This window comes from Niabella sp. CPT15-335-S11 (assembly GCF_058792415.1).
On sequence record NZ_JBYTEI010000001.1, the window covers coordinates 631,581 to 646,402 of the forward strand.

Annotated in this window: 12 protein-coding genes and 1 tRNA gene; 8 read left to right on the top strand and 5 right to left on the bottom strand. The window is 43.5% G+C overall.

Translation table 11 applies throughout. The features are described from left to right. Nucleotides 1-2: 2 nt before the first annotated feature. Nucleotides 3-1,160 carry a DUF4249 domain-containing protein gene (locus tag AC3WS5_RS02505; RefSeq protein ID WP_492465619.1) on the top strand — a complete coding sequence of 386 codons (1,158 nt, stop codon included), beginning with the start codon at nucleotides 3-5 and terminating at the stop codon, nucleotides 1,158-1,160. An 11-nt stretch (nucleotides 1,161-1,171) separates the two neighbouring features. Then, a complete protein-coding gene (locus AC3WS5_RS02510; RefSeq protein ID WP_492465620.1) occupies nucleotides 1,172-3,631 on the top strand; it encodes a hypothetical protein in 2,460 nt (819 codons plus the stop codon). A 375-nt stretch (nucleotides 3,632-4,006) separates the two neighbouring features. Here AC3WS5_RS02510 and AC3WS5_RS02515 read toward each other — a convergent pair whose 3' ends face one another. Beyond that, entirely contained in the window at nucleotides 4,007-6,088 is a 2,082-nt protein-coding gene (locus AC3WS5_RS02515) for a hypothetical protein (RefSeq protein WP_492465621.1), read from the bottom strand. 602 nt (nucleotides 6,089-6,690) lie between these two features. Between AC3WS5_RS02515 and AC3WS5_RS02520 the strand changes: the two genes are divergently transcribed. Both AC3WS5_RS02520 and AC3WS5_RS02525 read left to right on the top strand, forming a co-directional pair. Then, entirely contained in the window at nucleotides 6,691-7,209 is a 519-nt protein-coding gene (locus AC3WS5_RS02520) for an Xre family toxin-antitoxin system antitoxin (RefSeq protein WP_492465622.1), read from the top strand. Between the two features lie 9 nt (nucleotides 7,210-7,218). Further along, on the top strand, nucleotides 7,219-7,680 hold the full coding sequence (locus tag AC3WS5_RS02525) for an RES family NAD+ phosphorylase (protein ID WP_492465623.1): 462 nt from the start codon (nucleotides 7,219-7,221) through the stop codon (nucleotides 7,678-7,680). A 57-nt stretch (nucleotides 7,681-7,737) separates the two neighbouring features. On the opposite strand, the gene AC3WS5_RS02530 is transcribed toward AC3WS5_RS02525, so the two are convergent. Together AC3WS5_RS02530 and AC3WS5_RS02535 are read right to left on the bottom strand one after the other, a co-directional pair. Next, nucleotides 7,738-8,142, bottom strand: coding sequence for a type II toxin-antitoxin system HicB family antitoxin (locus AC3WS5_RS02530; RefSeq protein WP_492465624.1), 405 nt, complete (start codon nucleotides 8,140-8,142; stop codon nucleotides 7,738-7,740). Between the two features lie 4 nt (nucleotides 8,143-8,146). Continuing rightward, nucleotides 8,147-8,341: a type II toxin-antitoxin system HicA family toxin gene (locus tag AC3WS5_RS02535; RefSeq protein ID WP_492465625.1), complete on the bottom strand. Its 195-nt coding sequence runs from the start codon at nucleotides 8,339-8,341 to the stop codon at nucleotides 8,147-8,149. Nucleotides 8,342-8,689: 348 nt separating this feature from the next. Here AC3WS5_RS02535 and AC3WS5_RS02540 point away from each other — a divergent pair, with 348 nt between their 5' ends. Next, nucleotides 8,690-9,196: a hypothetical protein gene (locus AC3WS5_RS02540; protein ID WP_492465626.1), complete on the top strand. Its 507-nt coding sequence runs from the start codon at nucleotides 8,690-8,692 to the stop codon at nucleotides 9,194-9,196. After that, nucleotides 9,186-9,875: a nucleotidyl transferase AbiEii/AbiGii toxin family protein gene (locus AC3WS5_RS02545; protein WP_492465627.1), complete on the top strand. Its 690-nt coding sequence runs from the start codon at nucleotides 9,186-9,188 to the stop codon at nucleotides 9,873-9,875. Before AC3WS5_RS02540 ends, AC3WS5_RS02545 begins: the two co-directional genes overlap by 11 nt. A gap of 187 nt (nucleotides 9,876-10,062) precedes the next feature. Here the strand turns inward: AC3WS5_RS02545 and AC3WS5_RS02550 are convergent. Together AC3WS5_RS02550 and recQ are read right to left on the bottom strand one after the other, a co-directional pair. Next, a tRNA-Phe gene (locus tag AC3WS5_RS02550) sits at nucleotides 10,063-10,135 on the bottom strand. Nucleotides 10,136-10,230: 95 nt separating this feature from the next. Further along, complete coding sequence (recQ, locus tag AC3WS5_RS02555; RefSeq protein WP_492465628.1) at nucleotides 10,231-12,495, bottom strand: DNA helicase RecQ; 2,265 nt, start codon at nucleotides 12,493-12,495, stop codon at nucleotides 10,231-10,233. Nucleotides 12,496-12,758: 263 nt separating this feature from the next. Here recQ and AC3WS5_RS02560 point away from each other — a divergent pair, with 263 nt between their 5' ends. Together AC3WS5_RS02560 and AC3WS5_RS02565 are read left to right on the top strand one after the other, a co-directional pair. Then, nucleotides 12,759-13,721: a KpsF/GutQ family sugar-phosphate isomerase gene (locus AC3WS5_RS02560; protein WP_492465629.1), complete on the top strand. Its 963-nt coding sequence runs from the start codon at nucleotides 12,759-12,761 to the stop codon at nucleotides 13,719-13,721. A 7-nt stretch (nucleotides 13,722-13,728) separates the two neighbouring features. Continuing rightward, a complete protein-coding gene (locus AC3WS5_RS02565) occupies nucleotides 13,729-14,811 on the top strand; it encodes a mannose-1-phosphate guanylyltransferase (RefSeq protein ID WP_492465630.1) in 1,083 nt (360 codons plus the stop codon). The last annotated feature ends 11 nt before the right edge of the window (nucleotides 14,812-14,822 follow it).

Here is a 14,822-nt window from a genome sequence, read left to right on the forward strand (position 1 = left end):
AAATGAAAAAAACACGCTTTATAACAAGCCTTTTTATTCTGCTGCTTTTCGGTTGCAAAGAGATTTACGATGCGCATTTCTCTGAACCTGTAACAGGCTATCTGGTAGTCGAAGGTTTTATCAGCAACGGTGCGTCTTCCACAACCATTATGCTTTCGCGCACGACAAAACTTAAAGACAAATTCTCTATGCATCCGGAGAATGGTGCAGTCGTGCTGGTAGAAAGTGACAAGAACGAGCGCTTCCGCTTGCAACCCTCTGTTGCAGGCTCGTACAGTATTCCATCGCTAAATCTGAACCCGGGCAACAAATACCGGATCAATATCACCACAAAAGATAATAAAAATTACGTCTCAGCATTTACGCCGGTAAAAACAACCCCGCCTATCGACAGCGTAAGCTGGAAAAAGGAAAATGACGGTCTGCAATTATATGTTCATGCGCACGATGACGCTGCCAAGACAAGATTTTATCAATGGAAATACGACGAGACCTGGGAAATCCGATCCTCTTTTGTAAGCAATCTCGTTTATTACAATCCCACCCGGGAAACCATTGCCGCGACCTATAAATTTCCGGGACACGAATCTGATTACTCAATGTACAGGTGCTGGCAGTACAACAAACTCAGAAATTTACTGATCGGCTCCACTGAAAAACTGACGAGGGATATTGTCTATCTCCCATTAGCCTTTATTGAACCGCACTCCATTAAGCTCAGTGTCCTGTACAGCATAGAACTAAGGCAGTACGCACTCAGTGCAGAAGCTTACCGGTTCTACCTGCAGATGAAAAAGAACAACGAACAACTTGGTTCTATCTTTGATGCGCAGCCTTCAGAAGTAAAAGGCAATCTTGTCTGCACCACGAACCCCGATGAAATTGTCGTTGGTTTTGTGGATGTCACACAGGAGCGGGTGAAAAGAATATTCCTGAACCCGTACGATATAGGCGGCTGGAACTACCGGGAATTTTGCGAGCTAAATATCATTGAAAACATTTCAGATAGTATTAAGGAAAAAGCCGGGGACATGCTGCCCATACTTCCAACAGAGCTTTGGCCCAATGATTCGATCAAACTCTTCTCCGCAGCGCGAGCGGAATGTGTCGATTGCAAGCTTCTCGGCTCGAACTTAAAACCGCCATACTGGCCAAATTAACTTTTCATTTAATGGAAAATATACTTTCAAATATTGTCATTCCCGAATTAGAATATGCGCAGGCCGGACACTCAGGTTTTTGCACCCCGGTGAAGAAAGCCATTTGCGCTCTCCTCTTTCTTCAGATCTTGCTGATGTCGACTCCTCTGCATGCGCAAACATCACTTCACAGTGATATTACGAGCAAACTGAATGAATACGCGTCCACCGGGATTCGGGAAAAGATTTACGTGCATACTGATAAAAATTATTATCTCACAGGGGAGATACTCTGGTTAAAATTATATTATACGGATGCAGTTTCCAATAAGCCCATTAATCTGAGCAAGGTCGCGTATGTAGAAATTCTTGACAGCGCCAATGTCCCTGTGTCTCAGATAAAGACCGGGTTATACCGTGGTGAGGGAAACGCCTCTGTTCACCTCCCGACTAACATAGCATCAGGATATTATAAGTTACGCGCGTACACCAATTGGATGAAAAACTTTAGCCCGGATTATTTCTTCGAGAAAGAGATCACTATACTCAATCTGAACAAGTTCCCGACAGTCAATAAAAATCACTCACCCAAAAATATCGATGTGCAGTTCTTCCCCGAGGGTGGTGACCTGGTAAGCGGAATTCAAAGTAAGATAGGGTTCAAAGCGGTAGATTATACCGGCAAGGGCGTACCGGTGAATGGCTTGCTGCTCGAAAACGTGGACACCCTGCTTCGCTTTACTGCTAGCCACAACGGAATGGGAAATTTTATATTTACACCGCACCCGGGTTATACATATTCGGCAATTATCATATCTCCGGCTGTTGATCCCATCAGAAAAAACCTGCCGGCAATTCTGGAGAAAGGAGTGGTCATGTCGCTTTCGAAAGGCCAGGGCGGCAACATAACCGTTGCGGCAATAACCAATGATGATAATCACAAACAGCTACAACTTCTTGCCCATACCAGGTCTTCGGTGAAAGTCTCGCAAACCGCACCGGTGTTAAACGGCCGGGCAACCTTTAGCTTCAGAGAATCTGATTTGGGAGAGGGCGTTTCACAACTCACCCTTTTTAGTAGCAACAATACACCTGTAAGCGAAAGGCTATATTTCAGGCGACCCCAGAAAGACCTCGATCTTTCAATTAGTACAAACCGTGCCTCGTATGAAAAACGGAACGAGATCAACATCAGTCTTTCATCTCATCAACTGCGGGGCACAGACTCGGCAAAACTTTCCATGTCGGTATATTTACTCGACTCCCTACAGAATATCGACAACAAAAATATTCTGCATTACTTATATCTGTCATCTGACCTGAAGGGCCTGGTAGAAGATCCGTTTTATTATTTCACAGACACCAAAGAAGCAGAAGCCGCCGCCGATAACCTCATGCTAACCCAGGGCTGGCGAAGATTCAAATGGTCCGATGTGCTGGCCGGCAAAAAACTTCGGTTTGATTACCCGCCGGAAATCAGGGGGCATATTATTACAGGAAAGGTTACGCATAGTGTCACGGGACAACCCGCAGCCCAGGTGGGCACCTATATTGGCTCACCGGCTGATCTGACACAATTCAGTTCGGCAGTGAGTCACCGTGATGGAACAGTAAAATACGAGATGAACAGCTTCATTGGCGGTAATATCATCATCACACAAACAAATCCTTTAACCCAGGATAGTATCTTTAAGATACAAATAAACTCCCCCTTCAGCCAGGAATACACCCGTGCGCATGTAAGACCCTTTGTCAGGCCGGTGCAATACCCCAATACTGTGCTGAAGCGGAGTGTTGCCGTGCAGGTTCAGAATATGTATGTCTCTGATAAAATGAATCGATTTGTTTATCCACCGTCCACTGATACGGCCTCTTTCTACGTTAAGCCCGATTTTCGTTATGAGCTGGAACGCTATACTCGCTTTACAAGTATGGAAGAGATCTTGCGCGAATACGTTGTGTTGGTAAATGTCCGCAGGCGAAATGGACAAGTGGAACTTCCGATCGTTGACCCAGTTGCACAACGATATTTACCCGGACGTCCTTTGAATCTCCTCGATGGCGTACCGGTTTTCGACTTCACCAAATTCTTCGAGTTTGATCCGTTAAAGTTGAGATTACTCGAAGTGGTTGCGCAAAGATATATTTACGGCCCGATGGTCTTTGACGGCATTTTAAATTGGAAAACCTATAAACCGGCCCTCAGCAATTACAATTTGTCATCAAACGCAACGGTTGTTGAATATGAGGGATTGCAGGCTGAAAGGGAATTTTATTCTCCGGTTTATGCCAGCCCTGAGAACCTGGCGAGCCATTTACCTGACTACCGGACAACGCTCTATTGGAATCCAAACCTGACATTAACCGGAAATACATCTACAAGCTCCATATTCTACTCGTCGGACCTGACCGGCAAATTTGCTGTGGTCGTGGAGGGGCTATCGCAGCATGGAGTCGCAGGAGGCGCTGTTACAACCTTTGAGGTAAAATGAGGGTATAAAACCGACGAATCATATATCCACTTATAGAATTTTGAACTTTTTTAGGCTTGCCTGGGCCGTTCCTGATCAACTCAAAAAAAATAATACCCAACAGATGCAGTGATACAAAAAAGCAAAATCTATATCCTGTACCCACCGGATCATATGAATCACCGCCGATCTTATAACTCAACGTCGCATAAGTCAGGCACAAAACCGCATTTACTATAATATACTTCATAAGCTTCATCATAACGTAGTATGTTACAACGATACCGGCCTAAAAAAGTAGCTGGCAAGCCAAACAGCCCTCGCAGAGATACAAACCTGCAAACCCTTTCATATGAGAGTTCCTTCAACCCCAAAGAACTCACGATCCACTATCGCTCAGTATGATTCCCTCAAACTAAACGGTTCGCCGTTTCCATCGATTCCCATAACTGAAACGCGTATCCTTTTCGAAAAATCATTATTGAAAAATATGACACGAGTATTTTCGGTCTGACCATCGGAAACCAATAAATCACTCCATAATAAAACAACTCTGCTATCCTTTGAAATCGCATTGCGATATTCTGGCATTGAATAATTCAACCGAACGTTCTCAGCTTTCTCGTATCCCGCCACAGAGATGGTGTTTTTGCCGCTATTCCGATTTACTCCGACAAATTCTCCTCCGGTTTTTAAATATACCAGAATGATATGTGCGTTTAGCTTTCCCTGGATCTTGATCATAGCTACATCATTTATTAAAATCTGAGACAGGTCCTGCCTGGTCACGGGAAATTCATCTACAAAATAACTGCAAGGGTGGTAATTATCACACAACACCCTTGCCGATACAAACTGTAAGACGGATGTTGCGGTAGTCATCTGCTCTTTATTCACAAAATCATAAATCGTTTCCCGTGAATTATAAAATCTACCTGAACTAAGCTTTTCGTTTAAAGCCTGCGTCGCCGATTTCGTCTTTGTCCAAACCACAACTTCCTCCAACTCCTTTACACGCTTGTTCAATGCCGCGTCATTCCTAAGCGTGTTGATCTCATTCAAAAGCCTGGCTTCGAAACGTACATCCTTTTTAATTGCAACAAGATTATTTTTCGGCAGCATCATTTTGTAAGGATACCATTGTAGTCCCGGTGAGAACCGGATAGTAAAATATATCCTGTCGACCTTTTTATCCTGCAGAAAGTAATCTATGCTGGCTGACTCCTCAAATATCAAATCCCTTAAAACGAATTTCCCATCGTCATCGGTTTCAACTAGCAATACCTGCTTAGTTGAATCAGGATAATGAACAATGAAAGATATTTTAGCGCCGGGAAACGGTTTATCTTTGTACTCTGCCTGCCCCGAAAATGCCAGGTATCCATCATCCTGGTAAATTACTTTCGGAAAAGAACCGGATAATACTTTCTGCCAATCAAACCGCTCCCATTTTTCAGAAATCATGATGCCATCCAAAGCCTGTTTCTTATCGCGACTCACATCGTTGAAATACTGGCCAGCGTCTTTTATTTCTCTAACAAAATCAGAAGTTAGCCAAAACGAACTTACAATGTCAGGCAATGACGTCACTCTGCCATCCTCATCATCAAAAGCTGTTACGAATAAAATCGCCGATGAATCTGCTTCTATTGATACTTCGTTTTCACCTCTTGCCCTCAAATTTTTCTTGATTGTTCGAACATTTGGCGTTCCTGGAGCTTTGGGGTAGACAAAACACAATCGTTCTGCTTGCAAATTATAGGCATCATCAAATAGCGAAAGGCGCAACACCCCCGCGGGAAACTCTTTTGTAGAAACGCTTCTGCTAAAAACATCTCCCGACATTTTAATACTGGCCTTATAAACAATGATGTTATCAATCGTCCCAACTAACCGAAAAGATCTCACATCCGGCTGCCTAACCGAACTAATTAGGTAATCAATGGAGGTGTCATTTTGCAGGACGTTTAAAACTACACCGCTTTGGACCACTTGTGGCAACACTTGTTTTCTTGTCATCCCAAAAGAATCTGTTACTTCAGCTTCATAGGTATGGCCGAATAGCGGTGTAAATCGACAAACAGCGACGTTCTGATCAAGCGGGCTAAAGCCTTCTACGACGGTGTTTTCAGTTCTATCGAATAATTTAATCTTAGCAACGATAGTCGGCCGCTCCAAGTCAAAGAACCTAATCGCGAGCTTGGCTGGAACCCCGTCTAACAATTTCTCTCCTTCGGGAACAGCTCTAAAATCCCACTTTGTCAAATCAGGGGTAAATGATACGTCTGTTTTTGGATTATATATAACAATGGGTTGGGCATATTGAAACCTCTCATCAAAGTTCAACATCCATTTGGTGTATGCCCTGAGGTAGTAAACTCCGGTACTTATGGTGTCCGGTAATCTTACAACTGTTTCGGTTATCCCTTTAAAAACAGGCGAAACGCTTTTCGCGATAAGATTTTTCTGTTTATCCAATATTTCGACAAACAAATTGGAAGAAATGTCAGATAGCTGGTATCCCGCAAAAACGAACCCTTTCAAAAAAATTGACTCCCCGGATATATATTCAGCTTTATCTCGACATAAATAGATCTTCTCCTGTTGATAATTGGCTTCAAGCAAATGAATCAGGCTATCTATTCTATTTTGGGAATATATAGCATTCCACGGCTGCAACAAGCTAAACAACATAATCCATCTGGCAAAATGGGGTACTTGAGAATACAAACTCATTATGGAAAGCATTTAAATATCCAACCAACGTTAAACATCTCCAATACTCGAAATTACTAAATTTATCACCCTTTTCAACGAGACTGCGCCAAATTATAATGCGCTTGCATAAACCCTAACTAACTTGAGGAATACACATGGTTGTATTAGTCGTTGAACATCCAGGCGTTAATTCTGAAACACACCCCGACCAACATTCGATTGCATGATAACCGCCGGTATCTATTTCATATTTACACCAAACGTAAAAAGTCCCCGGCTGAGTGGCGCAAGATTCGGTCCGCCTATCGCCGCTGCATCCAGACATGTAAACAATTTTACAATCCAACGTAAATTATTTAACTTTGGATAAAAAGGTTTTTATGGGTAAAGCTCAGGATAGATCAACCAACATTTCAAAGCGTGGTAATATCAATAAACCGGCAAAAGAAAAACTATTACCATATAAAGGAAAAAGTCTGTTAAACGCTAGAAGTGAGGCTGAATATAAAACAAGTACCACCCAGGCAATTCTTAAAATCAAACGTGGTATTTCACAAAAGGAATTGCTACATCTGAAAGATGTAACCGGTTTAGAATACGAAAAAGTCGCCTTTATACTCGGTCTAACCCGGCAAACAATAACACAAAAACCCGCCACCTTTACCTACGAAGTCTCGGAAAGTGATAAGATTTACAGAATCGCCGATCTTTATTCGTACGGCTATGATGTGTTTGAAAACAGAGAAGGTTTTAACAAATGGATGAGAACTGAAAACGTTTCTTTAGGCAATAAAAAGCCCATCGATTTTTTAGACACCATGTATGGTTTTCAGGAAGTAAAGGATTTGATTGGCCGTATTGACTATGGCGTATATTCATAATCGATTGCTATGACCGTATATCGTATAACCAGGAATAAACATCTGGAAGAAGACCTCAAAGGAATTGGTGCATCCATTGCTCCGGGACGATGGAATAGCAAAGGGATATTTTGTATATACGCGGCGGAAACGAGAGCCCTCGCTCTTGTTGAAAATATGGCAAATATTACCAGGGAAAGTTACATCTATTCGAAGTTCACGATGCGGACTTTGTTCATTCCGGATGATTGCATTTTAGAAATAGAAGTCAGCAACCTGTCGTCAGACTGGAGAGATAAACCGCCTCCGGTTTCGACCCGGAATTTCGGTACGCAGCTATTGCAGAACAAACAAACGCTTGCTTATGCCTTACCCTCCTCTATCATTCCCCAGGAACTGATAGTCGTTATTGATCCTTTGCACCCCGACATAAAGAAACTTAAGATTGTCAACGACGAATTATTGGATTTTGATTTTAGGTTGAAGGGTTAGCGGGAAGCTGTAGCGGTGCGATTACAAAATGTTCTGAAAAATTTGCAAAAACGTAAGTTATGTGATCTCCAACAATTCATTACCAACTTTATGAATCCCCTCCACAATTTTCTGTCGTCTTGCCGGGCGTGGCGTTCGGTAGCCGCTCATATAGTGACCAAGCAGTTTTTCGTTGATCCCGGTAATCCGGGAGAGCGCCGCCCGCGTCAGTATTCCATCGAATCTATGCAAGAGCGCCTGGGCTGATAATTCGAACTCTAACTGATACTTCCCTTTAAAAATATCCGGGATACTGTCGCGATCTTTACGCATGCCATCCAAATGAAATTCAAGTGCAGAAGCGTAGACCTTTTTTACACCCTCAACGGTCTTATCTGTTGCCACACAACCAGGCATTGCTTCGCTGAATGCACCATAATTTTCATCCCAATCGATCAATACTTTTACTGTTTTCGCTTTCATTTCGTTAACGCCAACTGGCCTGTTTAAAAATACTATTCAATAATTCCCGGGAAAGTGTATCACTGGGTTTACCATTGACGGTTACCTTTCCCTGCTTTGCCGGATGTTTAAACTGACGATGGCTACCTTCCTGGGCACACAAAAACCAGCTATCTTCTTTTAGCATCGTCAAAACTTCTTTTACTTTCAGTTTCTTCATTTTCTCGCCCGCCTCTCAAAGATACGGTTTTTTCTATCATTATTGCGAGAAAACCGCGTTGTAAAATTTCCGCTTCCAGCAGGGTTCGCCTTTCGGATGCACGGTTATTACCGGCCACATAACCGAAAAATCGTGCCGAAGCTATATCGTGTTCTCAAAATCTGATAGTGCTGTAATAGTTAAGGATATTCAGAAGAAACGAGATAATGCGTGAAAACCAAGAGCGGTATATGCAATTAATTACTGTTTTAGAACACAAAGTCGTAAATTGCAATAAACCGCAACATTATAAATTTGAAAATCAGTCATTAAGATATGCTTATTCACAATTCGTGAATCGGGAATTTTATGAAATCGCAAGATATACTAGTCATATTAAAGGTCGTTTCTCTTAAAGGGGAGCAATTCACCCAGGCGGCGATCGCAGACTCATTACTGATAAGTCCCGCCGAAGTGTCTTCCGTCTTTGACCGCCTCATAGAGTCTGGTTTTATAAATCAAACAAAAGACCGGGTAAATAAACAAGCGCTTCGAGAGTTTTTAATTCATGGATTGAAATATGTGTTCCCGGCGAAACTTGGCCCTAAAGTGCGGGGTATCGCAACAGCTCATTCGGCACCCCCCATTAAGGATCTAATTACCGAAGGCGAAGACATTTTTGTTTGGAAGGCCGCAAGCGGAACCAGGCGCGGGTTATCCGTGGAACCCCTTTATAAAACGGTTCCAAAAATTGTGTCGACCAACTTAGCTCTTTACGAGCTCCTTGTAATTGTTGATACCTTACGAATTGGTCGGGTAAGAGAAATCGAGATTGCTATTTCAGAATTAGACAAACGATTGGAATATGTCAGCTAACACCGAGATGATCATAAAGGTCGTGGAAGGCCTCGCGCATCTTAAAGACGAAGTTGTGTTCGTTGGCGGTGCTATTGCCGAACTATATGTTGATGATCCCGCAGCTTCGGATATACGCCCCACAAAAGACATCGATTGTGTAATTGAAATAAGTTCGAGAACAGATTATTATGCCCTGGAGGATGAACTTAGAAAATTGGGATTTGTCAATGATCAGTCAAAATCTGCCCCTATTTGCCGATGGCTTTATGATAATTTAATTGTTGACATAATGCCAACGGACGAAAAAATTCTTGGATTTAGCAATCAATGGTATGACTCAGGCATCGCGAATAGGGAAATAAAATCATTGGATGATCGTGTCCAAATTTATATTTTCCCCGTAGAGTACTACCTGGCATCTAAATTTGAAGCCATGAATAGCCGTGGCGGGAAGGATTTACGTACGAGCCACGATTTTGAGGACATTATTTACCTGATGGATAACATAACCACTTTGACTGACGCAGTCGCAAACACCAGCGATAACAATCTACAAAAATACCTGGCAAGCCAATGCCAAAACCTATTGGATAATAAAAATATAAAAGAGTGTATTGTTTCAGCATTACCCTATGGAATGGAGGGGCGCTTGACTATTACTGAAGCGATTATCGAAAAAATCTCGAATTATCGGTAAATTGATGTCTCAAAATTCTCGTGGGCCCCGAAGAAGGTCGGGGCGACACAAGTATTTTCAATCTGTGGTGTGGGCCCCGATCTTTATCGGGGCGACACAAGTATTTTCAATCTCACAAATAACAAACGAAAATCATCGAAACAAAAAACCCGTACAAGTAAGAAACTCGCACGGATTTGCTAATCTGTGGTGTGGGGCGGGATCGAACCGCCGACACAAGGATTTTCAGTCCTTTGCTCTACCAACTGAGCTACCGCACCTTACCTACACCTGCACACATAAAGCCAGAACGGCTGGTCAACAGGGCTGCAAAGATAACCGAATCAATATAATAATTCAACTTTTCGGGGAATTTTTACATGCCATACTCACAAAGAAACTGTATACGCATGATCTTTAGTTGCTCAGGACTGAAATCAAAGTCCGACAACTCCCCCTGTGCCACATCAAGTGAGGAAGTCTCGCTCCCCTTGAAATAATCCATGATCTCCTCCTGCTCGGTCTCATCCAGCATCTCGTCAATGGCATAGCCCAGGTTCAGCTTGGTGCCACTGGCAGCGATCGTTTCCATTTCCTCTAACAACTCATCAATTTTCCAGCCCTTAGTCCTCGCAATGATCTCTAACGGGATCTTTTTGTCTGTTTGCTGGATAATATAAACTTTATTACCACTCTTGTTGACCACACTTTTCATAACAAAATCATCCGGGCGCTCAATCTCATTTTCTTCCACATACCTGGCGATTAGCTCAACAAACGGTTTCCCATACCGCATGGCCTTTCCCCGGCTTACCCCCTGGCATTTCTCCAGCTCGGCAATGGTGGTCGGGTACATCGTTGCCATATCCTGCAACGAGTTTTCCAGGAAGATCACAAAAGGCGGCAGGTTCTTTTTCTTTGCCTCCTTCTGCCTCAATTCCACCAGCATCTCATACAATTTGGGATCGGCTGCGCCTCCTTCGGAAGAATCGCGGCCCTCTTCATCATCGCCCTGAGCCTCATCGAAAGTGTTGTTTAACACAATCTTGAACGACTTCGGCTTTTTACTAAAGGCAATCCCTTCTTTGGTAAACTTCAACACCCCATATTCCTCGATATCCTTCTTCAGCAAACCCTCCAGCAGCATTTGCCGGATCAATGAATTCCAGAAATGGGCATCTTTATCGCGGCCGCTTCCGAAAGTCGCCAACCCCTCATGTCTGAACATCTTGATCTGGGGCGTGTTCCGGCCGATCAATATATTCACAACGTAATCTGTAGCAAAACGTTCGTCCAGGTCTTTGATTACTTTCAGCACCTGCACAACATGCGTCTTAGCCTCTATCTTTTCTTTCGGATGGAGGCAGTTATCACAATTTCCACAATTTTCTTTTTCGTAACTCTCACCAAAATAACTCAGGATCACTTTCCGTCGGCATACACCACTTTCTGCATAGGCCACCGTTTCATTGATCAGTTGGGTACCCACTTCCCTTTCACTCAGCGGTTTGTCGCGCATCAGGTGCTCCAGCTTACTCACGTCTTTGTGGGAATAATAGAGGATACACTTCCCCTCCATTCCATCGCGGCCGGCGCGCCCGGTTTCCTGATAATAGTTTTCGATCGATTTCGGAATATTATAATGGATGACAAACCGGATATCGGGTTTATCGATTCCCATCCCAAAAGCAATTGTCGCGACAATCACTTGCACATCCTCGCTCAAAAATTTGTCCTGCCTCTCCGTTCGCAGCTTGCTGTCCAGTCCGGCGTGATATGCCACAGCCTTGATCCCGTTGGCCATCAGGATACCAGCCAGCTCCTCAGTGGTTTTTCGGTTGAGGGTGTAAATAATCCCGCTTTTGTGGTGCATTCCTTTAATAAAACGCACAATACTCTCGTCCGTCTGGCCCTTCTTAATCTTTGGCTGGATCTCATAATACAGGTTCGGCCTGTTAAATGAGGAAATATAAATATTGGGTTCCCTCAGGTCTAGGTTTTTGATGATATCACTCTGCACTTTTGGCGTAGCCGTCGCTGTAAGCGCAATAACGGGCAGATCCGGATTGATCCGGTCCATCATCTCCCTTAATCTTCGATACTCCGGCCGGAAGTCATGACCCCACTCTGAAATACAGTGGGCCTCATCCACCGCAAAAAAGGAAATCTTCAAATCGCTGAAAAACGACAGGTTGTCTTCCTTGGTCAGCGTTTCAGGCGCAACATATAATAATTTGGTCTTTCCGTCCAACAGATCATCATGAACTTCGCGAATCTCTTTTTTTGTCAGGGTTGAATTTAAAAAATGAGCTACTTCGTCATTGCTATTATACCCACGTACCAGGTCAACCTGGTTTTTCATCAGAGCGATAAGTGGTGACACGATGATCGCCACCCCATCCATCACAACCCCGGGTAGCTGATAGCAAAGGCTTTTCCCTCCCCCGGTGGGCATGATCACAAAGGTGTCCTTCCCGGACATTAGTGATTCAATGATCTCTTCCTGGTTCCCTTTGAAATTTGAAAATCCAAAATTTTCTTTTAATTCCTTGCGTAAATCCAACTTACCGTTGGCTGGCTCTTTTGTATTGCTTTTTTTTGCTTTTCTGACCGGCTTAAGAGCCGCTTCTTTTCTCTGCACTTTTCTCTGTTTAAGTGTTTTAGGCATTCCCGCCAGTCATCAACTTACCTTCAATAACCGGGCACAAAAACCTGTTTTGTTCATCCATAGTGAATAAACGTTAAAAGTTACGCCAAATCCGTGATATAAAAAAATATATTTAGGTTTAGAGTCTTTAAAGATAACCAACAGCAGCCTTCTGGTAAAATATAAATGGTTAAAATTATTCTGAACGGAAACGATACTTTTGTGACCTCATCACCGTAAGGAATAAATCTAATTTTATGTCTCAGAACATTCTGGAAACGGCCCGAAAGACATTTTTGCTGGAGGCGGAAGCTATTAAATCCCTCAGCGACTCCCTGGATCAGGACTTTGAATCAGTGGTGTCTTTGATTTCGACATTGAAGGGTCGCGTGGTCATCAGTGGAATAGGCAAAAGCGCCCTGGTAGCCCAAAAAATAGTGGCTACCCTCAACTCCACCGGCACCCCCTCCCTTTTCCTGCACGCAGCCGATGCGCTGCATGGTGACCTGGGCATGGTTCAGGAAGGTGATGCCGTGATTATAATAAGTAACAGCGGCAGCAGTCCCGAGATAAAGGCACTTGTCCCGCTGATTAAGCACTTTGGCAATCCCCTGATCGCATTTGTCGGCAATACACACTCTTTTCTCGCAAAGCATGCGGATTATATTCTGAACACCATGGTGAGCCAGGAAGCCTGTCCAAATAACCTGGCTCCGACCAGCAGCACTACCGCACAGATGGTAATGGGAGATGCCCTGGCAATAAGCCTGATGGAAGTCCGGGGCTTCAGAGAGGGTGATTACGCCAAGTTTCATCCTGGCGGAACGCTTGGCAAAAAACTATATCTTCGGGTGTCGGATGTATATACGGATAACGAAAAACCCGCGGTCCTGGCTAATCAGTCCCTGAAGGAAGTTATCGTAGAAATGACCAGGAAAAGGTTGGGAGTGGCAGCCGTTGTTACAGAGGACCGCGATCTCATTGGTATCATTACGGACGGAGACCTTCGGCGAATGCTTGAACGAAATGCAGATATTGAAAATATCGCAGCCCGGGATATTATGACCCTGAACCCGAAAACGATTGGCGGTGGGGAACTGGCAGTGACAGCCCTTGACATGATGCGAAAAAATTCCATCACCCAATTAATCGTAACTGAGGAAAAAAAATACTTAGGTGTTATTCATATCCACGACTTACTGAAAGAAGGATTAATTTAAACCAAATATGAATCAGAATCATTATGTAGCTATTATGGCCGGGGGCATCGGAAGCCGGTTCTGGCCAAAGAGCCGGACAGACCATCCTAAACAGTTTTTAGATATTCTCGGGACCGGCCGGTCACTCATACAAACCACCTTCGATCGCTATCGCAAAATTGTCCCGGTAGAAAATATATTCGTAGTCACTTCTGTCGATTATATTCCATTGGTGCTTCAACACCTCCCGGATCTCAAACCCGAAAATATCGTAGCAGAACCTTTCAGAAAAAATACGGCTCCCTGCATTGCCTATATCGCCTTTAAAATTCATAAGGTGAACCCCTCAGCAGTGATGATCGCCGCCCCGGCTGATAATATGATCCAGGAAGAAGAGAAATTCAAATCTGTGATTGATAAGGCCTTTGGCTTTGCTTTACACCTGAATGCGCTCGTTACCATCGGTATCCTTCCCACGAGTCCCAATACCGGCTACGGCTATATTCAGCGTAGTCACGAAGAAGTAGCGCCAGGGATCTTTAAGGTTAAGACGTTCACAGAAAAACCAAACCTGGATCTGGCGAAAATATTTTTGAAAAGCGGGGATTTTCTGTGGAACTCTGGTATTTTCATCTGGAAAACACAAAGCATCCTCCAGGCCTTCGAACAACATTTACCAGAGATCTTTGAACTCTTCGCCGGAGAAAAAGACAAACTTAATACCAGGGATGAAAAGAAAATAATTGGAGATGTTTATGCTAAATGTCCGAGCATCTCCATCGACTTCGGCATCATGGAAAAAGCCCCCAACGTCTATGTTATTCCAGGATCATTTTTTTGGAGTGACCTGGGGTCCTGGAACAGCGCCTACCAAAACATGCCAAAGGACTACTTTGAAAATGCCGTGGTGGGCTCGGATGTGATGATCTATGATACCCACAATTGCATAGTCAATGTTCCCGATAAAAAACTGGTCTTATTGCAGGGTCTGGACGATTACATTGTGGTGGACACCAACGACGTTCTTATGATTTGCAAAAAAGAAAAAGAACAGGAAATAAAAAACTTTGTGAATGATGTGAAACGTAACAAAAACGAAAAATTTATATAATACTAGGATTC